This is a genomic window from Methylobacterium sp. 37f (genome assembly GCF_023093475.1).
Taxonomy (GTDB): Bacteria; Pseudomonadota; Alphaproteobacteria; order Rhizobiales; family Beijerinckiaceae; genus Methylobacterium.
Genome location: NZ_JAGHKN010000020.1, coordinates 21,040 through 42,920, shown reverse-complemented (window position 1 = coordinate 42,920; position 21,881 = coordinate 21,040). Strand labels below are relative to the sequence as shown.

18 protein-coding genes and 1 riboswitch are annotated in these 21,881 nt (G+C 67.2%); of the genes, 8 read left to right on the top strand and 10 right to left on the bottom strand.

Features of this window, described 5'->3' with window-relative positions; genetic code table 11:
- Positions 1–201: 201 nt before the first annotated feature.
- The gene (locus J7U37_RS14800) at positions 202–936 is read left to right on the top strand and encodes a GyrI-like domain-containing protein (RefSeq protein ID WP_247636211.1); all 735 of its coding nucleotides are present in this window, start codon (positions 202–204) and stop codon (positions 934–936) included.
- A 7-nt stretch (positions 937–943) separates the two neighbouring features.
- Here the strand turns inward: J7U37_RS14800 and J7U37_RS14795 are convergent, their stop codons facing one another.
- The 4 genes from J7U37_RS14795 to gcvT all read right to left on the bottom strand — a co-directional run bounded on the left by J7U37_RS14795 (position 944) and on the right by gcvT (position 6,195).
- Positions 944–1,456: a methylated-DNA--[protein]-cysteine S-methyltransferase gene (locus J7U37_RS14795; protein ID WP_247636210.1), complete on the bottom strand. Its 513-nt coding sequence runs from the start codon at positions 1,454–1,456 to the stop codon at positions 944–946.
- A 61-nt stretch (positions 1,457–1,517) separates the two neighbouring features.
- Positions 1,518–4,364, bottom strand: a complete 2,847-nt coding sequence (gene gcvP / locus J7U37_RS14790) for an aminomethyl-transferring glycine dehydrogenase (RefSeq protein ID WP_247636209.1) — start codon at positions 4,362–4,364, stop codon at positions 1,518–1,520.
- A gap of 287 nt (positions 4,365–4,651) precedes the next feature.
- Positions 4,652–5,014 carry a glycine cleavage system protein GcvH gene (gene gcvH / locus J7U37_RS14785; protein WP_247636208.1) on the bottom strand — a complete coding sequence of 121 codons (363 nt, stop codon included), beginning with the start codon at positions 5,012–5,014 and terminating at the stop codon, positions 4,652–4,654.
- Between the two features lie 50 nt (positions 5,015–5,064).
- Positions 5,065–6,195, bottom strand: a complete 1,131-nt coding sequence (gene gcvT / locus J7U37_RS14780) for a glycine cleavage system aminomethyltransferase GcvT (protein WP_247636207.1) — start codon at positions 6,193–6,195, stop codon at positions 5,065–5,067.
- A 51-nt stretch (positions 6,196–6,246) separates the two neighbouring features.
- Positions 6,247–6,355, bottom strand: a riboswitch (glycine riboswitch).
- A gap of 264 nt (positions 6,356–6,619) precedes the next feature.
- Here gcvT and J7U37_RS14775 point away from each other — a divergent pair.
- On the top strand, positions 6,620–7,411 hold the full coding sequence (locus tag J7U37_RS14775) for a Fe-S cluster assembly protein HesB (RefSeq protein WP_247636206.1): 792 nt from the start codon (positions 6,620–6,622) through the stop codon (positions 7,409–7,411).
- A 126-nt stretch (positions 7,412–7,537) separates the two neighbouring features.
- Entirely contained in the window at positions 7,538–8,605 is a 1,068-nt protein-coding gene (trpS, locus tag J7U37_RS14770; protein WP_056481121.1) for a tryptophan--tRNA ligase, read from the top strand.
- A gap of 44 nt (positions 8,606–8,649) precedes the next feature.
- Here trpS and J7U37_RS14765 read toward each other — a convergent pair whose 3' ends face one another.
- From J7U37_RS14765 to J7U37_RS14740, 6 genes are all read right to left on the bottom strand, one after another.
- Entirely contained in the window at positions 8,650–9,303 is a 654-nt protein-coding gene (locus J7U37_RS14765; RefSeq protein WP_247636205.1) for a pyridoxamine 5'-phosphate oxidase family protein, read from the bottom strand.
- 217 nt (positions 9,304–9,520) lie between these two features.
- Entirely contained in the window at positions 9,521–10,540 is a 1,020-nt protein-coding gene (gene ilvC, locus J7U37_RS14760) for a ketol-acid reductoisomerase (protein ID WP_056183570.1), read from the bottom strand.
- 165 nt (positions 10,541–10,705) lie between these two features.
- Entirely contained in the window at positions 10,706–11,344 is a 639-nt protein-coding gene (locus tag J7U37_RS14755; RefSeq protein ID WP_247636204.1) for a glutathione S-transferase, read from the bottom strand.
- A 331-nt stretch (positions 11,345–11,675) separates the two neighbouring features.
- Entirely contained in the window at positions 11,676–12,218 is a 543-nt protein-coding gene (ilvN, locus tag J7U37_RS14750) for an acetolactate synthase small subunit (protein ID WP_056183565.1), read from the bottom strand.
- A gap of 116 nt (positions 12,219–12,334) precedes the next feature.
- Positions 12,335–14,110 carry an acetolactate synthase 3 large subunit gene (locus J7U37_RS14745; RefSeq protein WP_247636203.1) on the bottom strand — a complete coding sequence of 592 codons (1,776 nt, stop codon included), beginning with the start codon at positions 14,108–14,110 and terminating at the stop codon, positions 12,335–12,337.
- Positions 14,111–14,433: 323 nt separating this feature from the next.
- Positions 14,434–14,703 carry a PepSY domain-containing protein gene (locus J7U37_RS14740; protein ID WP_056183560.1) on the bottom strand — a complete coding sequence of 90 codons (270 nt, stop codon included), beginning with the start codon at positions 14,701–14,703 and terminating at the stop codon, positions 14,434–14,436.
- A gap of 245 nt (positions 14,704–14,948) precedes the next feature.
- Between J7U37_RS14740 and J7U37_RS14735 the strand changes: the two genes are divergently transcribed.
- The 5 genes from J7U37_RS14735 to J7U37_RS14715 all read left to right on the top strand — a co-directional run bounded on the left by J7U37_RS14735 (position 14,949) and on the right by J7U37_RS14715 (position 21,868).
- Positions 14,949–15,476 (top strand): chemotaxis protein CheW, encoded by a 528-nt coding sequence (locus J7U37_RS14735; RefSeq protein ID WP_348772997.1) that lies wholly within the window; start codon positions 14,949–14,951, stop codon positions 15,474–15,476.
- 28 nt (positions 15,477–15,504) lie between these two features.
- Positions 15,505–17,013: a CheR family methyltransferase gene (locus tag J7U37_RS14730; RefSeq protein WP_247636201.1), complete on the top strand. Its 1,509-nt coding sequence runs from the start codon at positions 15,505–15,507 to the stop codon at positions 17,011–17,013.
- The gene (locus tag J7U37_RS14725; RefSeq protein WP_247636200.1) at positions 17,010–17,561 is read left to right on the top strand and encodes a chemotaxis protein CheW; all 552 of its coding nucleotides are present in this window, start codon (positions 17,010–17,012) and stop codon (positions 17,559–17,561) included. The genes J7U37_RS14730 and J7U37_RS14725 overlap by 4 nt, the downstream gene beginning before the upstream one ends.
- 114 nt (positions 17,562–17,675) lie before the next feature.
- Complete coding sequence (locus J7U37_RS14720) at positions 17,676–19,346, top strand: methyl-accepting chemotaxis protein (RefSeq protein WP_056183555.1); 1,671 nt, start codon at positions 17,676–17,678, stop codon at positions 19,344–19,346.
- 275 nt (positions 19,347–19,621) lie between these two features.
- Positions 19,622–21,868, top strand: coding sequence for a response regulator (locus tag J7U37_RS14715; protein ID WP_247636199.1), 2,247 nt, complete (start codon positions 19,622–19,624; stop codon positions 21,866–21,868).
- Positions 21,869–21,881: the final 13 nt, after the last annotated feature.

Below are 21,881 nucleotides of genomic sequence, written 5' to 3'. Positions count from 1 at the left end.
GCTATAGGGCAAAGCGCGCCCGCACGCACGGGGGCCGGCGCCAGAGCTGCGTTGCAGAAGCGCCGCGCCCTGCAGGCTTCGTGCGTCGCGACACCGATGATCCCTCGCCGATCGCTCCTGCCGCCACTAGATTCCTGACCTCGGAGTCGCGTCGCCGATCCGACGTCATCCGCGCCCCAGCGACGTTCCGGAGCCCTCGCCTTGACCCGCACACGTTCCAAGTCGCGTTCGACGCTGCTGGCCCGCACGCTCGCCGGGTGCCTCGCGCTCTCGATCGCTGATGCTGCCGCACCTGCTCTTGCTCAGTCACCGCCGCCGGCCGCAACGAACCCGCTGCCGACGACCACCAATCCCGATCCGAAGACGCCGGGAACGGCCGATATCCCGGTCCCCGCCCAGGCGGGTGCTGCTCCCTCCGCCACGCCGCCGGCTGCGGGACGCGATACACTGGTTGCGACGCCCGGCGACGCCAACGACGTCGACGAGGTCTCACTGCCGGCCAAGCCGGCCGCCATCCTGGCGGGCCGGGCCAAGTGGGAGGAGGCGGTGCCGAGCCTGAAGGCCGCTTTCCAGCGGATCGAAGCCGATCTGGCCAAGGCCGGCATTCGGCCGGTGGGCCGGCCGATCGCCGTCTTCGCCAAGACCGATGATGACGGTTTCCAGTACGACGCGATGATCCCGATCGCCGCAATGCCGGACCCGAAGCCGGCCGAAACCGACGGCCTGCGCTTCGGCACCACGCCGAGCGGCAAGGCCCTGCGCTTCCCGCACAAGGGTTCCTACGACGAGATCGACGGCACCTACGAGACTCTGACGGCCTATCTCGATGCCAAGGACGTGGTGGTGCAGGACCGGTTCATCGAGGAATACGTCACCGATCTCAACGACAAGGCGGACGAGAAGCTGGACGTGAACATCTACGCCCTGCCGAAATAGGCGGGTATCAAGGTCGAAATATCTGCTCCAGCTGCGTGCGACCGTGGCCGCGTTCGAGTGCCAGCAGGAATCGCTTGGTATCGAGGCCGCCGGCAAAGCCAGTGAGGGCGCCGCCTGCGCCGATGACCCGATGGCAGGGCACCACGATGGGCAAGGGATTGGCGCCGTTGGCCGCGCCGACGGCCCGGCTGGCACGCGGCCGGCCGATCCGTCGGGCGAGTTCGCCGTAGGAGATCGTCTCGCCCGGCGGAATTTCGGTGAGGGCCCGCCAGACCTCGAGCTGAAACGGCGTACCGCGCGGAGCGAGTTCGACATCGAACCGAGTGAGGCGCCCGCCGAAATAGGCACCCAGCTGGGCGCGCACGTCCGGGAAGGCTGCATCGTCCCGTTGCCAGTCGGAACCCACTGTCACAGTGCCTTTGCCGGCGGGGAAACCGATGCAGGCGAGGCGTCCGTCCGCACCCACGAGGACGAGGGTGCCGATGGGGCTGGGCAGGGTTGTGTAGCGCATTCCGGACATGGCCCCTCCTAGCACGGCGCTACGCGCTCGGAATGGAGCAGGTGGCGCCGGCATGCGCGCCCTACTCCGCTGCCTCGCTGTAGGAATCCATCGGCGGGCAGGAGCAGACGAGATTGCGGTCGCCATAGGCGTTGTCGACGCGGTTGATCGGCGGCCAGTATTTGTCCATCCCGAGGCTGCCAGATGGGAAGCACGCGGCCTCGCGGGAATAGGGGCGCTCCCAGGTCCCGACGAGGTCCCGCACCGTGTGAGGCGCGTGCTTCAGCGGGTTGTTCGCCTTGTCCATCCGCCCCTCCTCGATGGCGCGGATCTCCTCGCGGATCGCCAGCATGGCATCGCAGAAGCGATCGATTTCGCCCTTGGTCTCGGATTCGGTGGGCTCGATCATCAGGGTACCGGCCACCGGCCAGGACATGGTCGGCGGGTGGAAGCCGCAATCGATCAGGCGCTTGGCGATGTCATCGACGCTGACACCCGCGCTTTTCTGGAACGCGCGCACGTCGATGATGCATTCGTGCGCCACGCGGCCTCCTGCGCCGGAATACAGCACCGGGTAGGCGCCCGCGAGGCGGGCCGCGATGTAGTTGGCGTTGAGGATGGCGATGCGGGTCGCCTGGGTCAGGCCGCGCCCGCCCATGAGCAGGCAGTAGCTCCAGGAGATCGGCAGGATCGAGGCCGAGCCGTAGGGAGCGGCCGAGACCGCGCCCTCTTCACCCGTTTGCGGGTCGGAGGGCAGGAACGGGATCAGGTGCGCCTTGACGCCGATCGGACCCATGCCGGGGCCTCCGCCGCCGTGGGGAATGCAGAAGGTCTTGTGCAGGTTGAGGTGGCTGACATCGGCGCCGATGTCACCGGGCCGGGCAAGGCCCACCAGCGCATTGAGGTTGGCTCCGTCGAGGTAGACCTGCCCGCCATGGCCGTGGACGATGTCGCAGATCTCGCGGACCTGCACCTCGAACACTCCATGCGTCGACGGATAGGTGATCATGCAGGCAGCGAGCTTGTCCGCGTGCTGCTCGGCCTTCCGGCGGAAGTCCGCGAGGTCGACGTTACCCTGGGCGTCGGCGCCCACCACCACCACGCTCATGCCGCACATCTGGGCCGAGGCCGGATTGGTGCCGTGGGCCGAGGATGGGATCAGGCAGACCGTACGGTGCGCTTCGTTCCGCGACAGGTGGTACGCCCGGATGGCGAGAAGCCCGGCATACTCCCCCTGCGCCCCCGAGTTCGGTTGCATCGAGATCGCGTCGTAGCCGGTGATGGCGCAGAGCTTTTCGGAGAGGTCGTCGATGAGCGCCCGATAACCCAGCGCCTGGTCTGCCGGGACGAAGGGGTGGATCTCAGAGAATTCCGGCCAGGAGATCGGCAGCATCTCGGCGGTGGCGTTCAGCTTCATCGTGCAGGAGCCGAGGGGGATCATCGCTCGATCCAGCGCCAGGTCACGATCCGCGAGGCGGCGCATGTAGCGCGTCATCTCGCTCTCGGCCCGGTTCATGTGGAAGATCGGGTGCGTCAGATACGGGGAGGTGCGCACCAGGCCTTCCGGCAGGCGCGCTTCGGGCCAGGTCTCGTCGTAGGCCAGGTCCTTGGCACCGAAGGCGCGCCACACGGCCTGGAGGATGTCGGGGCGGGTGCGCTCGTCCACCGTGATGCCGATGCGGTCGTCGCCGACCTTACGCAGGTTGACGCCGTTGGCCACCGCCTGTCCGAGGATCAGGCTCTGGAAGGCGCCGACCCGCACGGTGATCGTGTCGAAGAAATGCTCCGGTTCCACCGTGAAGCCGAGGGCTTCCAGCCCAGCGGCGAGGCGCACGGCGTCGCGGTGGACGCGGGCGGCGATGGCCTTGAGACCGCGCGGGCCGTGGAACACCGCGTACATGCCGGCGATGACCGCGAGCAGCACCTGCGCGGTGCAGATATTCGAGGTCGCCTTCTCGCGGCGGATATGCTGCTCGCGGGTCTGGAGCGCGAGACGGTAGGCCCGGTTGCCGCGGGCATCCACCGAAACACCGACCAAGCGCCCCGGCAGGGTCCGCTTGTGCGCGTCGCGGGTCGCCATGTAGGCGGCGTGCGGGCCGCCGTAGCCCATCGGCACGCCGTAGCGCTGCATCGAGCCGATTGCGATGTCGGCGCCCATTTCACCGGGGGAGGTCAGCAGCGTCAGCGCCAGAGGGTCGGCCGCCACGACGGCGACCGCGCCGGCCGCGTGCAGGTCGGCGATGGGCTGTGTCAGGTCACGGATGCCACCGCAGACGCCGGGATACTGGAAGATCGCGCCGAAGACCTGCCCCGGATCGAGATCGGTCGCGGGGTCGCCGACAATGATCGTCCAGCCCAGCGGCGCGGCGCGGGTGCGCAGCACTGCGATGGTCTGGGGCAGGCACTCGGCATCCACGAAGAAGGTTGTCTTCCCGTTGCCGGCGATGCGATGGGCCATGCCCATGGCTTCCGCCGCGGCGGTGGCCTCGTCCAGGAGCGATGCATTGGCGATATCGAGCCCGGTCAGGTCGCAGACCAGAGTCTGGAAGTTCAGCAACGCCTCGAGCCGACCCTGGCTGATCTCCGGCTGGTAGGGCGAGTAGGCGGTGTACCAGGCCGGGTTCTCGAAGATGTTGCGCTGGATCACGGGCGGCATCGTCGTCCCGTGATAGCCCTGTCCGATCAGCGAGACGAGGAGCCGGTTCTTGTCGGCGATGCCCCGCATGTGCTCGATGACCCGGCGCTCGGTCATGGCGATCCCGAAGTCCAGGCGCTCTTCCTGGCGAATGTCGGCTGGCAGGGTCTCGTCCATCAGAGCGTGCAGGCTGTCCGTGCCCACGACGCCGAGCATCGCGTCGATTTCCTGCGTCGTTGGACCGATGTGGCGGCGGTTGGCGAAATCGTAGGGGTCGTAGCGGTCGGTGGTCATGGGGGCCTCGAATGGCGAATTGTCGGGACTGCGCCGACGCTCTCACGGGTCTTTCCGAAAGGGAGCGGACGTCGCGAGTGGCGTGTCCGGTAATCGCCTGAGGCGCCGTGTTATCCTGGGTCCGCGCAGCGGAGCTCCGGATCCAGAACCGCATGGGGTGCGCGGTCCAGCGCCGTAGGCGGTTCGAGATTGCACGCCACTGGAGCGCCCCTTGGAGTCCGGGGTCGCCTGCGGCGACCTAAAAGGCGCGCGCGGGGAGACGGTCGTCGTCATGCGCCAGCGGGGCGCTACTTCGCGAAGTCCGCGTAGGCCGCCTCGTCCATCAGCTCGTCGAGGCTGGCGGGATCGTCGAGGCGGATGCGATAGAGCCAGCCGGCGCCCTGCGGATCGGCACCCACGCTGGACGGGTCGGCCACAGCTGCCTCGTTAACCTCCGTGACCTCGCCGGAGACGGGTGCGTAGACGTCCGAGGCGGCCTTCACCGACTCGACCACTGCTGCGGCTTCGCCCTTCGTCAGCCGGGCGCCGACCTTCGGCAGCTCGATGAAGACGAGGTCACCAAGCTGCTCGGCGGCATGGCTGGTGATGCCCACCGTGGCCACGTCGCCGGCGCAGTCCAGCCATTCGTGCTCGTCCGTGAACTTCCGCATCGCTCTCTCCTGATTGTTGACGTGCGTTGGGGGTCGACGTGAAAGGGGGGTCAGGCGCGCTTGAAGCCCGCCGGAACGAAGGGCAGTGCCGAGACCACGACGGCGAGGCGCTTGCCGCGCACCTCCGCGAAGATGCGGGTGCCGGGGGTGCTGAGCGCTGCCGGCAGGTAGCCCATGGCGATGGGCGCCTGCAGGCTCGGTCCGAATCCACCGGAGGTGACGTGGCCGATCGCCTCGCCAGTCTCGTCGCCGAAAAGCGGTGCGCCGGCCCGAACGGGCATCGGTCCCTCGGGGCGAAGGCCGACGCGCTTGCGGGGCGCCCCGTTCTCCAGAGCGTCGAGGATGCGCGCTGCGCCGGGGAAGCCGCCGCTCCGAGCGCCGCCACGCCGTCGCACGGCGGAAATCGCCCAAGACAGCCCGGCTTCTACGGGGTCGATTCCCGCGTCGATGTCGTTGCCGTGCAGGCACAAACCCGCCTCGAGGCGGAGCGAGTCGCGGGCCCCGAGCCCGATCGGCAGCACGGTCGGATCGGCCAGCAGTGCCTCGGCCAGGGCCTCGGCTCGGTCCTCCGGAACCGAGATCTCGAAGCCGTCCTCGCCGGTATAGCCGGAGCGGCTGACGATGGCGGACGTGCCGAGAAGGCCGAGCATCCGCACGTCCATGAAGCGCATCTCCGTCACCTCCGGCACGAGGCGGGACAGGGCCGCTTCGGCGCCTGGCCCCTGGAGGGCGACGAGGGCGCGGGCGAGGACCGTCACCTTGCAGGCATGGGACAGGTGGGCCCGCAGATACGCCTCGTCGGCAACCTTGTTGGCCGCATTCACCACGAGGAAGAGGCTGTCGCCGCAATGCGCGACCATGAGGTCGTCGCGAATGCCGCCGGATGCGTCGAGGAGGAGTCCGTAACGCTGGCGACCTGGCCTCAAGCCGAGCACGTCGATGGGCAGCAGAGTTTCCAATGCGCGCGCCGCGTCCTCGACGTCGCCGGAATGCGGCGTAAGTCGAATCTGACCCATATGCGACACGTCGAACAGGCCCGCATGAGACCGTGTGTGCAGGTGTTCCTTCATCAGGCCGGCCGGGTACTGCACCGGCATGGCATAACCCGCGAATGGCACCATCCGGCCGCCATGGCGCAAGTGCAGCCCGTGCAGAGGTGTGCAGGCAACATCAGGGGACATCGGATGACTCCACGACACAAAGCTTCCGGATGCTCGGTTGAGCGTTTCCGGCTGCCCCCATCTGTCGCGGTTACCTGAGAGTTTCTCCCGGGCTGCGAGTGCGGCCCAGGATTTCTCCTTCGGTGGACGCCGTCAGGCGCCTCTCTCCAGATTGTCCAACGATACGGTGATTGTGCCTGAGAGTTTCCGGGGGTGGTTGCTCCGTCGGCGCCATGGTCCGGACGATTCGCTCAGCGAAACTTGCGGCCTGGGCTCTCCCGTATCGTCATTGCTGACCCGGACAAGGTTCCACACCGCACCGCGTCAGGCAAGCCGCCCGACCCCGCAAGCGTGTGACGCTTGTGGTGATCCGTCATTCCGAATGGTCTGCCGGCAGCTGACGATCGCCTGGGAACCGCGAAGACTCGGCAGGGATTCCCTCCGCATGCCGACCCCATCCGGGCATGACCTCGCCGGCCCCCGCCCTCGCCGGACCCGTTCCTCGAAACCGCCCAAGACGGAGGTCGATCCGGCCCTGACCGACAAGGCCCTGGCGATCCATGCGCGCCTCTGTCCGGTCTATGGCTGTCCGATCCCGTACTTCCACGCGCTCGATCCCTTGAGCGAACTCGTCTCGTCGCTCCTCTCGCACCGGACGCGCAACGCGGATTCGGGACGTGCCTTCAAAGCCCTGCGATCCCGCTATCCCGATTGGGACATGATGCTGGCGGCTCCTGTCGCCGAAATCAAGGCGACGATCGCGGGTGTGACCTGGCCGGAACTGAAGGCGCCGCGGCTCCAGGCGATCCTGTCCGCCGTGAAGGCGCGCCACGGCCGTCTCAGCCTTGACTTCCTCAGGGATATGGCGGTGGACGAAGCCCGGGACTGGCTGGAGACGATTCCGGGTGTCGGGCCGAAGACCAGCGCGGCCGTGCTCTCCTTCAGCGTCCTGCGGATGCCGGCCCTGCCAGTGGATAGCCACCATCACCGGGTCGCGCAGCGCACCGGACTCATCGGTTCGCGCGTCGACGTCGGACCGTCGCATCCGATTCTGCGGGCGCAATTGCCCGCTGACTGGAGCGCGCAGGCCCTCTACGACAATCATGAAGTGCTGATGCTGCATGGCCAGCAGATCTGCCACCATCGCAATCCGGCCTGCGGGCGCTGCGTGCTCCTCGACCTCTGCCCCGAGGGGCAGGCCCGAATGGGTGCCGGAGGCGCTATCCGCGAGCCCTGAACGCGGGTGCCTTCGCGGGCCTGGAGCCTTGACCGGTCCCGGCGCGGCGTCCAGAAACCGGCGCTTGGCTGCGGGATTGTTCGCCGGCGGCTGCCTCACCCCTATCCCTACGAGGACCACGCCGCGATGAGCGCGTTCAAGGAACTGGTGTTCTCGGGCGTACAGCCGACCGGGAACCTGCATCTCGGTAACTATCTCGGCGCCATCAAGCGCTTCGTCGAGATGCAGGCGCGCGACGCGCAGTGCCTGTACTGCGTCGTCGACATGCACGCGATCACCCTGTGGCAGGACCCGGCCGCGCTCAAGGGGCAGATCCGCGAGGTCACCGCCGCTTTCCTCGCCGCGGGCATCGATCCGAAGCGCTCGATCGTCTTCAATCAGAGCCAAGTGCCCCAGCACGCCGAGCTCGCCTGGATCTTCAACTGCGTCGCGCGCCTGGGCTGGCTCAACCGCATGACCCAATTCAAGGACAAGGCCGGCAAGGACCGGGAGAACGCCTCGATCGGGCTCTACGCCTATCCCGTCCTGATGGCAGCCGACATCCTGGCCTATCGGGCGACCCACGTCCCAGTGGGCGAGGACCAGAAGCAGCACCTCGAATTGACGCGGGACATCGCGCAGAAGTTCAACAACGATTTTTCGGAATCGATCGCCGCGCATGGGCACGACGAGGGCGCTGGCTTCTTCCCCGTCACCGAACCGCTGATCGGTGGGCCGGCCGCCCGTGTCATGAGCTTGCGCGACGGCACCAAGAAGATGTCGAAGTCGGATGCCTCCGACAATTCGCGCCTTAATCTCACGGACGATGCGGACGCCATCGCGGCCAAGGTGCGCAAGGCCAAGACTGATCCGGATGCCCTCCCCTCCGAGGTTGAGGGCCTCAGCGGCCGGCCAGAGGCCGACAACCTGGTGGGCATTTTCGCCGCCCTGAAGGATATCTCGCGCGAGGACGTGCTGCGCGATTACGGCGGCGCGCAGTTTTCGGCCTTCAAGGGTGCGTTGGTCGAACTCGCCGTCGAAACTCTGGCGCCCCTGGGCGCCGAAATGAAGCGCCTGGTCTCAGATCCGGCCGAGATCGATGCCGTGCTGGCCGATGGCGCCGAACGCGCCGAGGCCATCGCGGCCCCAACCCTCGATGCGGTCAAGGACATCGTCGGGTTCGTCCGCCGGGGACCGCGCCTACGGATGGTGTGAGGCGTTCCGCCCTCTCCCATGCAGGGAGAGGGCGGGGCGTGATGTCAGCTCTCGCCGCGGGCGACCCGGGCCTCGTATTCCGGAAGTTCGAGACGTCCTTCCTTCTCGACACGGGCCTTGTCCGCTTCGGGAATGACGTCGGCAACCATGTCGAGCCGCTTCCACAGGGCGAGAGGCGTCTCCTTGTCCGGGGTCGGTACGTACTTGTTCTGCGCCACCTTCTGGTACTTGTGGATGTAGCGTGGGCAGTTGACCCAGGCCTTCGTGACCTCGACGCGGACGAGGTACTTGGCCTCGGTGTACTCGGCCATCAGAGGATCGTCGCGAAGCATCCGGGCATGGCCCTGGACGCGGACCCTGTGCGGGGTCTCGAAATCGATGAACAGCAGGCCGACCTTGGACTGCCCCTCGATGTTGCCCATCGAGTACCACATGCCGTTGCCGTCGAAGCCCGGGAAGACGAGGGTGTTGTCGTCGAGCACCTTCACGAAGCCGGGGCTGCCGCCCTTGTAGGAGACGGTGGGCATGCCGTCGGGATCGACGGTGGAGAGAAAGAACATGTCTCGGCTGCCGATGAAGGCGGCTTCATCCTTGCCGATCGCGTCATGCACCCAGCCGGTATCCAGGCGCTCGGCGAGCTTGAGGGTCTTGTACTCCTCCTGCAGCGCGCGATGCTCGTCGTAGTATAGCGATGCCATGGGTGTCCTCCGCGTTTCGGCTACTCTCAAGATGGGCGGCCGTTGCGGAGCATGATCGCGGGAAAGCTGTTTGAGCACAACAGGCGGGACGTCTTGATCACGTCTCAGTGACGGCTGCGTGTCCGATGATCGACGCATGAAAAAGCCGACGCCGCTTGCGCGACGCCGGCTTCATCCGCAACCGGAGGCCGAGCGAAGCCGGCCTCCCAATCCCGAATTAATTCTTGGCTTTGTCGACCAGGGCCTTCTCGGAGATCCACGGCATCATGCCGCGCAGCTTGGCGCCGACCTCCTCGATTGGGTGAGCGGCGAGCTTGGCGCGGGTGGCTTTGAACGAGGTCTGGCCAACCTTGTTCTCGAGCATCCAGTCACGGGTGAACTTACCCGACTGGATATCGTTGAGGACGCGCTTCATCTCGGCTTTGGTCTCCGGCGTCACGATGCGCGGGCCGGTGACGTACTCGCCGTACTCGGCGGTGTTCGAGATCGAGTAGTTCATGTTGGCGATGCCGCCCTCGTAGATGAGGTCGACGATGAGCTTCACCTCGTGCAGGCACTCGAAATAGGCCATCTCGGGGGCGTAGCCGCCCTCGACGAGGGTCTCGAAGCCGGCCTTGATCAACTCGACGAGGCCGCCGCACAGCACGGCCTGCTCGCCGAACAGATCGGTTTCGCACTCTTCCTTGAAGGTGGTCTCGATGATGCCGGCGCGGCCGCCGCCATTGGCCGAAGCGTAGGACAGGCCGAGATCGTGCGCGTTGCCGGAAGCGTCCTGCGCGATGGCGATCAGGGTCGGCACGCCGCCGCCCTTGAGGTACTCGCCGCGCACGGTGTGGCCGGGGCCCTTCGGCGCGACCATCAGCACGTCGAGGTCCTTGCGGGGCTCGATCAGGTTGAAGTGGACGTTGAGGCCGTGGGCGAACAGAAGGGCGGCGCCCTGCTTCATGTTCGGCTCGAGCGACTCCTTGTAGATGTCGCCCTGCAGCTCGTCCGGGGTCAGCATCATGACGACGTCGGCCTGCTTGGCGGCGTCGGCGACGTTCATCACCGTGAAGCCCTCATGCTCCGCCTTCTTGGCGGTGGCGGAGCCCTCGCGCAGGGCGATGACAATGCCCTTGACGCCCGAATCGCGCAGGTTGAGGGCGTGGGCATGGCCCTGGCTGCCGTAGCCGACGATGACGACCTTCTTGCCCTTGATCAGGTTCAGGTCGGCGTCACGATCGTAATAGACCCGCATGGCGGTACCTTCTCTTTTCTCTCGATTGAGCATGAGTGCGCTCCGGCGCCCTCATCTGAAACGACATCCGCGCGGCCGTGCGATCCGCGGAGCTTTTAGCGAGGCGATCCCCTTGACGGAAGGGGAATTGTCGCATGCCCCGCGCTTTGCTTCGCCTTCCGGTACTCAGGCCGGCAGTTTCAATCCCTCGCGGGCGAAGACCGCCTGCACGGCGGGACGCGCAGCCATGGCGCGGGCATGCGCCGTCCAGGCGGGGAAGCGCGCCGCCATGTCGAAGCCGAGGGCCGGGCCGCGGCCCCAGGTCCAGAACAGCAGGAGGTAGGGATCGGCGACACTGTAGGTCTCGCCGATGGCCCAGCCGCCGTTAGAGAGCTTGACCTCGGTCATCGTGAAGAGGTCGCCGCAGGTCTCCGCACCCTTGGCCTGGATGCCCGGATAGGCTGCCTCGTCTCCACTGTAGCGCTCCGCCCGGCGGATATGCGCGTAGGCGATGTGGTGGCCGGTGGAGAGCCAGCCGAGCCATTCGTCGACCCGGGCCTGGTCACGCGGCGTCTCGGGCCATAGGCCGGCCTGCGGGTGAAGGCGCGCGATGTGGCGAAGGATCGCGGTGTTCTCGGTGAGCACCCAGTCGGCCTCCACCAGCGCCGGCACGCGGCCGCGCTCGTTAACGGCGAGGTAGTGTGGGGCCCGCTGATCGCCCTTGGCGAGGTCGAGCCGCACGGTCTCGTAGGGCGCGCCGGTTTCTTCCAGCGCGATATGGGAGGCAAGCGAGCAGGCGCCGGGGGCGTAGTAGAGGGTGGTCATGTGGCTTCGTCTTCCTCCGCCAGGTCGATCACCGGTACGCCGATGAGGGTAGCCAGTTTCGATCAGGCTTCTGCAAGGATGTTTCCCGGAACTCTGCCGAGGCGTCGGTCTGTTCCGGTCCGGAGATCGATGAAGCGAACCTGATCAACCAGGATCGCTTCGGACGCCTTCCGCGCGTTCAGATCCAAGCTTTCAGATCTAAGGGTTCAGATTTAGGACCTGGATCGGAATGAACGCGCGTCCCATCGCTGGCGGTCCAGGAGACCAGTGGGGATCGTCGTCCTTGATGATGTCGGAACCGCCATCCGCCCTCTCTGTTTGCGAATTCCCGTCACATCGGCTCGGCGCCACGTCCCATTGCGGCGATCCCGGTGCGGGAGATCTCCACGAGGCCGATCACCGTCATCAGGCCGATGAAGCGATCGATCTCCTCGGTGGTACCGGTGACCTCGAACACGAAGGAGTTCAGGGTCGCGTCGAGGGTCTTGGCGCCGAAGGCGGCCGCGAGGGTCAGCGATTCGGTGCGGTGCTCGCCGGTGCCCGCGACCTTCACGAGGCACAGTTCGCGCTCGAGGGCCTTGCCCTGGAGGGTCAGGTCAACCACCCGGTGCACGGGAACGAGGCGGTCGAGCTGCGCCTTGATCTGCTGGATCACCGCGTCGGTTCCGGCGGTGACGATGGTGATGCGGGAGAGATGGCGCGCCACCTCGGTCTCCGACACCGTCAGGCTCTCGATGTTGTAGCCGCGTCCCGAGAACATACCCGAGATCCGGGCGAGCACGCCGGGCTCGTTGTCGACGATGACAGCCAGGGTGTGCCGGTTGATCGGCTCGACCCGGCCGGCATCGGGATAGTGCGTATTCATGGCGTTCATGGGCGTGCCCCGGATCTTCGTCTGCGATGGCGTGTCGTGGGTGGCCCGGCGGGGCCGATGGAGAATGAAGGGGTCGGCCGGGCGTGTCACCGCCCGGCCCGGCTGCGCCTGGAGGCTCAGACCAGCATCTTACCCTCTTCGGAGATGACGTCGCCGATCTCGACCCCAGTCTCGCCGAGGTAGTCGGACAGCAGCATCTCGTTGTGCGCCTTGCCCGACGGGATCATCGGGAAGCAGTTCTCCTTCTTGTCGACGATGCAGTCGAAGACGACCGGACCGTCATAGTCGAGCATCTCGGCGATCGCGGCGTCGAGATCGCCCGGCTTCTCGCAGCGGATGCCCTTGGCGCCGTAGGCCTCGGCCAGCTTGACGAAGTCGGGCAGGCTCTCGGAGTAGCTCTGCGAGTAGCGCGAGCCGTGCAGCAGCTCCTGCCACTGGCGCACCATACCCATGTACTCGTTGTTCAGGATGAAGATCTTGACCGGCAGGCGATACTGCACCGCCGTCGACAGTTCCTGCATGTTCATCAGGATCGAGGCTTCGCCGGCAATGTCGATGACGAGGCCGTTCGGGTGGGCGAGCTGCGTGCCGATGGCCGCTGGCAGGCCGTAACCCATGGTGCCGAGGCCGCCGGAGGTCATCCAGCGGTTCGGCTCGTCGAACTTGAAGTACTGCGCCGCCCACATCTGGTGCTGACCGACTTCGGTCGTGACGTAGGTCTCGCGATCCTTACAGGCCTCGTAGAGGCGCTGGACGGCGTATTGCGGCTTGATGATCGTGCCCGATGGCCAGTAGGCGAGGCAGTCGCGCGCCTTCCAGGTCCGGATCTTGGTCCACCAACCCTCAAGGCGAGCCTTGTCCGGCTGTCGGGGCAGCGCGGTCCAGGCGGCGAGCATGTCTTCCAGCACCGAGCCGCAATCGCCGACGATCCCGACATCGACCTTGACGACCTTGTTGATCGAGGAGGCATCGATATCGACGTGGATCTTCTTCGAGAACGGCGCGAAGGCATCGAGCCGGCCGGTGATCCGGTCGTCGAAGCGAGCGCCGATGCAGACCATGACGTCGCAATCATGCATCGCCAGGTTGGCCTCGTAGGTTCCGTGCATGCCGAGCATGCCCAGGAACTGGTCGTCCGAGGCCGGAAACGCGCCGAGACCCATCAGGGTCGAGGTAACGGGAAAACCAGTCTCGGCGGCGAGCTTGCGCAGCAGCGCCGAGGCGTGCGGCCCCGCATTGATGACACCGCCGCCCGTGTAGAGGATCGGCCGGCGTGCGGAAGCCATCAGTTCGACAGCCGCCTGGATCTGGGCCGCGTCGCCCTTGAAGGCCGGCTTGTAGGTCTTGTGGCCGTTCTGGGTCGGGCGCTCGTAGACGCCGGACGCGAACTGGATGTCCTTCGGCAGGTCGATGACGACCGGGCCGGGCCGCCCGTTGGCAGCGACGTAGAAGGCCTCGTGCAGGATGCGCGGCAGGTCGTCGATCGATTTGACCAGATAGTTGTGCTTCGTGCAGTGGCGCGTGATGCCGACCGTGTCGCACTCCTGAAAGGCGTCCGTTCCGATCAGGTGCGTCGGAACCTGACCGGTGATGCAGACGAGCGGGATCGAATCGAGCAGCGCGTCGGTCAGGCCCGTGATGATGTTGGTGGCGCCGGGTCCCGAGGTGACGAGGACGCAGCCGACCTTGCCGGAGGAGCGGGCATAGCCCTCCGCCGCATGGACGGCGCCCTGCTCGTGGCGCACGAGGATGTGCTTCAGGGTCTCCTGGTGGAACAGTGCATCGTAGATCGGCAGCACCGCGCCGCCGGGATACCCGAACAGCGTATCGACACCCTGATCCTGAAACGCCCGGATGACCATTTCGGCCCCGGTCATGACCTCGCCGCCCATCGTCCTGCTCCTTGAAACCTGTCTGTGCTGCTCGTGTCGTCCAGCGCGTCGCGGCAATAAAAAAGGGTCCCGAGGGACCCTGCATGCGCCACCATTCGGATCGCGGACCCTGCTGTCAGGTCCGCCCCGTCGGTGGCGCTTCCGTTACGATAAGGATGGCACGCATCGCGTTGTCGTCTGCCTTGTTCGTTCGCCAAGACGGCGAATCGAAAATCGTGTGGGGTGTCATACTGGAGGCGAGGTCCCCGGTCAACGCGCAGGGCGTACAATCGTGCAGGTTCAGACGTCGCGATGTGGGTATTGCGACGGTAAAACCGGCCACCCTATTCGACTGGAACCTCGCCGAGGATCGCACCGGTTCTCGGATCGGCATCGAAGGTCATCCGCCGCCCGTTCTTGATGCCCTCGCCGTCCCAGTGACCATCATCGGCTTCGAGCTTGGTGATCTCGCTGTAGCCCGCGCTTTTCAGAGCTTCCTTCGTCTGCGCCGGGGTCAGCCAGTCGGCACCCGGCATCTCGGCCGATGCCGGCAGAGGCGCGGCAAATGCGACGATCGCCAGGAAAGCGAGACCGTATCGGATTGGACGGGACATGCGGGCGATCCTTGCAGGATGAATCTGGCGGGGCGGGCCTGGCGAGACGGGTCTGGCAAGGCGAGTCTGGGTAGGGCGGTTCTTGCGAAACAGGCTTTGCGAACGGTGACGCCCGTGGATGGCGTGGTCTGACCGGGAATACCGGACATCGCAAGACGGCGGGCTCGGCCGGAGATTCAGATTTGCCCGGTCCCGTCTCCCCGTCCTATCAAGGCCGGAGGCTGCGAGAGGTTCGCTCCCGACCCCTGTCCTCTACCGAACAAGGAAATCCAATCCTGCCCGAGACCACCGCCTTTCTCCTCCTCGACGTGGCGGGTGTCGCCTGCGCTCTGGCGCGGACGTCGGTGAGCGAGGTCCTGCCGCTGCCAAATCTACATGCTCCGCCAGCCGGAGGCGGTCCCCTGGAGGGCTTCCTCAACCTCGGCGGCAATCCGATTCCAGTCGTCGACCTCGCCCGTCTTCTCGGCCTCCGCGCGGGCGGCACCGAGTCGGAGGCTACAAGTGCCTACCGGCATATCGTGCTCGATGCGCAGGGGAGCACCGGCTTCCTGGTCGACAGGGTCGAGGACCTCATCTCGATCGAGGCCTCCGCGATCCGGGCGGTCTCACCGGAGCGGACCCTCAACGGTTGCGTCATATCCGAGATCGCGCACGACGACGGCCTGATCCACGTGCTCGGCTTGTCCCATCTCTTCACGTCGGAGGAGCGCCTGCGCTTGGCGGCGCTGGCCGATGCGGCGGCCGAGCGCCTCGCCGCGTTGTCCGCAGCCTGAGCAAACAGCGACGCGAAATGCAGCGCCCATGACGCGTCCGCCGCGCTCCGGTCCGGAGGTCGATCCGGGCTTCCCGGCTCTCAAGGCCCGGATTATCGCCCGCACCGGCCACCATTATTACGCCGACAAGGACGATCTTCTCTTCGATCGCCTGCGCAAGCGTTTCCGGGTGCTCGGGCTCACCGATTCGACAGCTTACGCCGCATGGCTCGACGACCGGTTGGCGGGCGGCCCGGAATGGGCTGCGTTGGAGGCCGAGATCACCATCGGCGAAACGTTCTTCTTCCGCTACGCCGAGCAGTTCGCCGCCCTGCGCACCACGATCCTGCCCACCCTGATCGCCGCTCGTTCGACCGAACGCACCTTGCGAGTCTGGAGTGCCGGCTGCTCCACGGGGGCGGAGCCCTACTCCATCGCCATTCTGCTGCACGAGCTTCTCGGCCCCGCTCTCCCCGATTGGCGCCTCTCGATTCTCGGGACCGACATCAGCACGGCGGCCCTCGAGACCGCCCGGGCGGGGATCTATGGTCGCTGGGCCCTTCGGACCCTGCCCCCCGGGGAGCGCCTCCGCTATTTCGTCCCGGGGCCGCCCGTGGCGGGATCGGGCCGCGATGGCACCTATGCCCTGCGGCCGGAATTTCGCCGGATGGTGCGCTTCGAGCGGCGCAACCTCATGGACCTCATCGACGTCCGGGCGGTTCAGCCCCTGGCCGACTTCGACCTGATCCTCTGTCGCAACGTGCTGATCTATTTCGAGGCCGAGGTGGTCCTGGGGATCGTGCGCGGTCTCGGTCGGCGCCTGACCCCGGAGGGCTGGCTCCTCATCGGCCATGCCGAGCCGAATCCGGCCATCTCCGCCCTGCTCGAACCCGTCAACCTGCCCGGAACCGTGGCTTACCGTCCTTGGGGTGCACGGGCTCCGATCGCCCCTGCCCCGTCCTGGCGGCCGGAGCCGGTGGTTGCGGCGGCTGCAACGTTCCGGCCGGCAGACCCGCTTCCCCCCGCGATGGCCACCGGGGCGTCGTCCAGGTCCGAGGCCACGTCCTCTGATGCCCGGGAATCTCTGGCCGAATCTTCGTCCGATCCCTTGCCCGATCCACGGCCCGAGCCAGGATCTCATTCCAGCGAGCCGGCGGCTGTGCTTGCGCAGATCCGCGTGCTTGCGGATTCCGGAGACACGGCCGAGGCCTGGCGGGCTCTGCGGCGGGCAATTCCTGCTTCACCCGCCGATCCGGTGCTGCACTATTACGACGGCCTTCTCGCCCACAGCCTCGGACGCGAGGTGGAAGCCGAGCGCGCTTGGCGCGGCGCACTTTATCTCGACCGGGACTTCGTCATGGCCCACTACCAACTCGGCCTGCTGATGCTCGGCCTCGGTCGGTCCGCGGAAGCGGTCCGGGCCCTCGACAATGCCATCCGTCTGGCCCAAGCCCTGGCGCCCGATGCCAGGGTGGCAGAGGGCGACGGGATCGGTCCGTACGAGCTCGCGCGTAGCGCAGCCCTCGCCCGCGCTGCCGCGAAAGGAAAGGTGCCGTGACGGAGTTTGGTGGCGGCGAAACCGCCTCTCTGAACCTGCAGGTCTTGCGTGAGGAGCGCTCTCGCCTGCTCGCCCGTCGCGGGCACGCGAGGGCGGGGGCCGCGGGCGCGATGCGCGCCCTTCTCGTCTGCGCCTGCGGAGACGAACGCTTCGCCCTCCCCCTGACCCATGTCGCTCAGGTGCTGCCGGCCCGAACCGTGACGCCACTGCCGGACGCTCCGCCCGCGATCCTCGGGCTCATCGCGATCTCCGGCCGGGTCGTCAGTCTGATTGCCCTGGGGCGCGCGCTCGGGCGTGCTGCGAATGGAGGAAGTGAGGCCGGACACGTGGTCCTGATGCGCGGGTCCGGAAGCCCCGTCGCGCTGGCTGTCGATCGGGTGCTCGGCGTTGTGGAGGTGGCGGAGGATTCGACTGACCTGACCTTCTGCGAGGCGGGTTTGAGCATCGAGGCGGTTTCGGGCTATGCCGCCCCCGGCGCCGGACCTGACGCGACGTCCGGGTTCGTCGTCGTCGACCTGCCGCGCCTGCTGCGCCAATTCCTGCCGTGAATTCGTCCCGTTGCGTGTCTCGCTGAGGCGCCGCTTCGGCTGAGACCCTTGTGAGGCTGACCCGGGCGCCGCCAGCCGGGATGTCAGTCGATTTAGCGAAGCCTGGAGCCACCTGTGTCGATCTCGATCGGAAAACGCATTCTCCTCGGCTTCGTCGCCATCACGGTGGTGAGTATCGCGCTCGGCCTTTACGCCCTCGGCCAGATCGCCGTCGTGCGCGACACCACGGACGGCATCGTCACCCGCGATCTCACCGTGGCGCGTCAACTCGACGAACTCGCGAACAAGGCCCGTGACATGGGTCTTCAGCGGCGCAACGCGATCATCGCCCTGCTGATGCGCGCGCGTGGCGGACCGGAGCGAGAGGATGTCTCCGGGAGCTGGCGCCGGGCGGCGACGGAAGCCGATGCGATCCTTGCCGACCTGATCCGCGCGAGCGATGGATATCAGAGCCGCTCAGCATCCGAGGAGCGCAGCCGGGCCTGGCGCAAGGTGAACGGCATCGCGCTCGAGGCCGCGGCCGATCTACGCGAGCTGCGTTCCGCCAGCGAGGCGCAGCTCGCTGCCGTCGCCGCCAAGGATATCGACGGTGTCGAGTCCCGGAACGACGCGGTGAATCGCAGTCAGGACGTGTTCCTCGCCGATGTCGAGCGCACGCGCTCTGCCCTTGATGAGGGCATCACGGCGGGACAACACCGGGTCGCCGACGTGTACGATCACAGCCGCTTCCTGATTCTGGCGACCCTCGGCGCCTGCATTCTCCTCAGCGTCCTCATCACCATCCTCATAAGCCGGGCGGTCGTGCGACCCCTCGAGGAGGTGATGGCCTTTGCCGAGCGCGTCGGCGAGGGCGACCTGTCGGGCACCCTGGATGCGCGGGGCAAGGACGAGATCGGACGCCTCGGGCGAACTCTCAACCGCATGGTCTCGGGCCTTGCCGATCTGGCGCGGACCAACCGGGCCGCCACCTCCGACCTGAATGCGGCGGCCGCCGAGATCCGCGCTTCCGCCCAGGAACAGGCGGCCAGTGTCGAGGAGCAGTTCGCCGCCGTGCAGGAGACCGCCGCCACCGTCGACGAGATCACCCATTCGGGGGCTCAGATCGGCAAGCGTGCCGGCGAGGTCATCGCCACGGCGCAGTCGACGGCCCAGACATCCCGGGCCGGTCTGCGCGCTGTGGCCGACACCGCACGGGCGATGGACTCGATTCGCGAGCAGGCCGAGGCGGTCGCCGGCAACATCGTCGCCCTTTCGGAGAAGACGCAGGCGATCGGCGACATCATCACCACCGTCAACGACATCTCGGAGCGCACCCACCTCCTGGCGCTGAACGCCGCCATCGAAGCCGCGGCGGCCGGCGAGAGCGGACGCAGCTTCGCCGTCGTCGCGTCCGAGATGAAGCTCCTGGCCGATCAGGCCAAGGCGGCCACCGGACAGGTCCGCACCATCCTTGGCGAGATCCAGCGTGGCATCAATACCTCGGTGATGCTCACCGAGGAGGCGGTCAAGCGTGCCGCGACCGGTAAGGCCCGCTCCGACACGACGCAGCGAACCATCGAGGAGATCACCGCCCGGGTCGAGGAGAGCGTCCAGACCTTCCAGCAGATCGTCGCGTCGACGAACCAGCAGCAACTCGGCATCGAGCAGGTGATGGGCGCCCTGCAGAACATCCGTCAGGCGAGCCAGCAGACTGCGGCAGGCACCCGCGAGGTCGAGGCAGCCTCGGCCAACCTGACCGAACTCGCGCAAGCCCTGATGACGCTCGCCGAGCGCTACCGGCACTGATACGGCATCGGCACGAACCGAGCGGTTGTTGGGCAAGTCTCTATTGGGCAAGTCACTGTCGGGAAAGTCGCTGCCGGGTCACTCGACCCGGTGCGGTACTGGGGGCGGCTCGGATCACTCATTCGGATGGATCCGGGCGGATGGATCTGGGATGGGACGTTTTTCGCACTTCACCGGTCGTGAGAAGCCGGCGAAGCTCATCGCTCACGAATGGGTGGTCGGCTCTTCCGAAGTTTTGGGAGCCGCGCTGACCCCGAGGTGGCCCTAGGCGACGGATGGATATTCGCCAGCTTCTTCTTGCGGCATTCGAGGTCGAGCATCGCGAGCATGTCGATGCGATTCGCGCCGCCCTGGGTGGCGAGGCCAGCACGCACGCCCCCGATTGGAACGACATCTTCCGGCGGGCGCACAGCCTGAAGGGTGCGTCACGCGCCGTTGACCTGCCAGCAGTGGAGGCCGTCGCTCATCGGTTGGAGACCCTGTTCGAGCGCGTCGTCGCACAGGACGGGGGCCTGTCGCGCTCCGCCGCCTCCGCCGTGCATCTCGCCCTCGATCGGATCGAGGCTTATGTCGCCGGCCTTACCGATGGAGCCGGCCCGGACATGCCGGGCGATGCCCTCGCGGCGCTGGACGGAGCGCTCGACTCGAAGGCCGCGCTTGCGCCGGAACCAGCGCCGCCAGTACCCCCGGCCCCATCCCCTCCTCCTGTTGCCGCTGCCAAGCCCACGGCGACGGAGCCACCGACCGAGGGGGTTCAGACCCTCCTGCGGGTCCCGGCAGACGCGGTTGAAGCCCTGACCCGGGCGACGCATGAACTTGCCAGTGCGCTTGGCGCCGAGGCCGTGCTGGCCGAAGGCCTCGCGCGGCTGGGCCGCCGTGCCAACGATCTCGCCCGCCTGATCGAGACGCAGCGCGACAGCGTGGGGCGTCGAACTGCGGCTGCGCGCGGGGCACAGATCGGACAGGCCGGCTCGGACGCGGAGGCGCGCGCCCTCGAGACCGGTCTTCTCGCGCTCGCTCGCGATGCTGCCGATTTGGCGCGGGTGCGCGGCGCCCTCGCTTCCTCCGTCGACGGCGCCATGGCCCGGGTTGCGGGCGAAGCCGAGCGTTTGGCGCTCGTGCCGGCTGAGACCGCTTTTGGAGGCTTTGCCCGGACCCTGCGCGATCATGCGCGCGGCGAAGAGCGCGAGATCGAAGTGACGGTCCACGGCCTCGACCTTCCCGTCGACCGAGCGATGCTTCAGGTCCTCAAGGACCCTGTTCTACACGCCCTGCGCAACGCCCTGAGCCACGGCGCCGAACCGCCCGAGACGCGCCGACGCCTCGGCAAGCCGGCCGCACTGGCGATCGGTCTCGACGTCGCGGTTCAGGGCGGCCGACTCGTCGTTCGCGTGCAGGACGATGGGCGTGGACCCGATTTTGCCGCCATCGCCGAGACCGCCCGGCACCGAGGGCTGCTGAATGGCGGCGCCGATCCCGCGCCGGAGGCGCTTCTCGCCCTGGTGTTCGAACCCGGATTCTCCACCGCCTCCGCCGTCGATACCCTGTCCGGGCGCGGGATCGGCCTCTCGGTAGTGGCCGATGCGGTGCGCCGGCTCGGCGGTGCCGTCCGGCTCGCGCCACGCGTGCCGTTCGGTACTGAACTGACCATGACGCTGCCGCTCTCGGCTGCGCGCCGGGCGATGCTTCTCGTCGAAGCAGCCGGTATCACCTACGCGATTCCAAGCGGATCGGCGGAGCGGTTGCTCCGGCTGGACCGACTCGACCTGATCTCTGTCATGGGCCGCACCGTGACACAGGTGGAGATCGAGGGACGCGCCATCAGTCTGCCGGTCCTTGATCTGAGGAGCCTTCTTGGATTGGCGGCCCAGTCCGACGAGACGGGGACGACACGTCCGGCGATTCTGCTCCGCGGCGGCGGGCGCCGCTGCGTGCTTGCCGTGGATGCGCTCTCGGATGTCGTGTCGCTGCGGGTGTTGCCGGCGCCCCCCATCGGCACCGATCCGCGCCTGATTTCCGGAACCGTGATCCTGGCCGGGGATAGGCCCGCCCTCGTCCTCGATGCCGATGGCCTCGTCGCACGAGCGGGTGAGGCAGGCCGCGCCGCGGCGCCGCAGCCGATAGGCCCACACGGAACGATCGCACAGGGACCACGTTCGACGATCCTCGTCGTGGACGATTCCATCACCACGCGCACCTTGGAGAAAGGTATCTTGGAAGCCGCAGGATACCGCGTCGTCGTTTGTGTCGACGGTCAGGATGCGCTCGATCGTCTGCGGGCGGGCATCGAGCTGGTCGACCTCGTCGTCGCCGACGTGGAAATGCCACGCCTCGACGGCTTCGGCCTCCTGAAGGCGCTGCGCGCCGAGGAGGCGTTCGCGCGCCTGCCGATCATCCTGATGACCTCGCGCGGCGATGCGGAAGACGTGGCACGCGGCCTCGACCTCGGCGCGGATGCCTACCTGACGAAGCAGACCTTCGATCAGCGCAAGCTCCTCGACACCATCGGGCAATTGCTGTGAGCGGACAGGGACG

Excerpts from the sequence above, each read along its gene's own strand:
- J7U37_RS14795 (WP_247636210.1), bottom strand. The coding sequence starts at position 1,456 with ATGTCCGGAATGCGCTACACAACCCTGCCCAGCCCCATCGGCACCCTC.
- gcvP (WP_247636209.1), bottom strand. The coding sequence starts at position 4,364 with ATGACCACCGACCGCTACGACCCCTACGATTTCGCCAACCGCCGCCAC.
- gcvH (WP_247636208.1), bottom strand. The coding sequence starts at position 5,014 with ATGCGGAAGTTCACGGACGAGCACGAATGGCTGGACTGCGCCGGCGAC.
- gcvT (WP_247636207.1), bottom strand. The coding sequence starts at position 6,195 with ATGTCCCCTGATGTTGCCTGCACACCTCTGCACGGGCTGCACTTGCGC.
- J7U37_RS14775 (WP_247636206.1), top strand. The coding sequence starts at position 6,620 with ATGCCGACCCCATCCGGGCATGACCTCGCCGGCCCCCGCCCTCGCCGG.
- trpS (WP_056481121.1), top strand. The coding sequence starts at position 7,538 with ATGAGCGCGTTCAAGGAACTGGTGTTCTCGGGCGTACAGCCGACCGGG.
- J7U37_RS14765 (WP_247636205.1), bottom strand. The coding sequence starts at position 9,303 with ATGGCATCGCTATACTACGACGAGCATCGCGCGCTGCAGGAGGAGTAC.
- ilvC (WP_056183570.1), bottom strand. The coding sequence starts at position 10,540 with ATGCGGGTCTATTACGATCGTGACGCCGACCTGAACCTGATCAAGGGC.
- J7U37_RS14755 (WP_247636204.1), bottom strand. The coding sequence starts at position 11,344 with ATGACCACCCTCTACTACGCCCCCGGCGCCTGCTCGCTTGCCTCCCAT.
- ilvN (WP_056183565.1), bottom strand. The coding sequence starts at position 12,218 with ATGAACGCCATGAATACGCACTATCCCGATGCCGGCCGGGTCGAGCCG.
- J7U37_RS14745 (WP_247636203.1), bottom strand. The coding sequence starts at position 14,110 with ATGGGCGGCGAGGTCATGACCGGGGCCGAAATGGTCATCCGGGCGTTT.
- J7U37_RS14740 (WP_056183560.1), bottom strand. The coding sequence starts at position 14,703 with ATGTCCCGTCCAATCCGATACGGTCTCGCTTTCCTGGCGATCGTCGCA.
- J7U37_RS14730 (WP_247636201.1), top strand. The coding sequence starts at position 15,505 with ATGACGCGTCCGCCGCGCTCCGGTCCGGAGGTCGATCCGGGCTTCCCG.
- J7U37_RS14715 (WP_247636199.1), top strand. The coding sequence starts at position 19,622 with ATGGATATTCGCCAGCTTCTTCTTGCGGCATTCGAGGTCGAGCATCGC.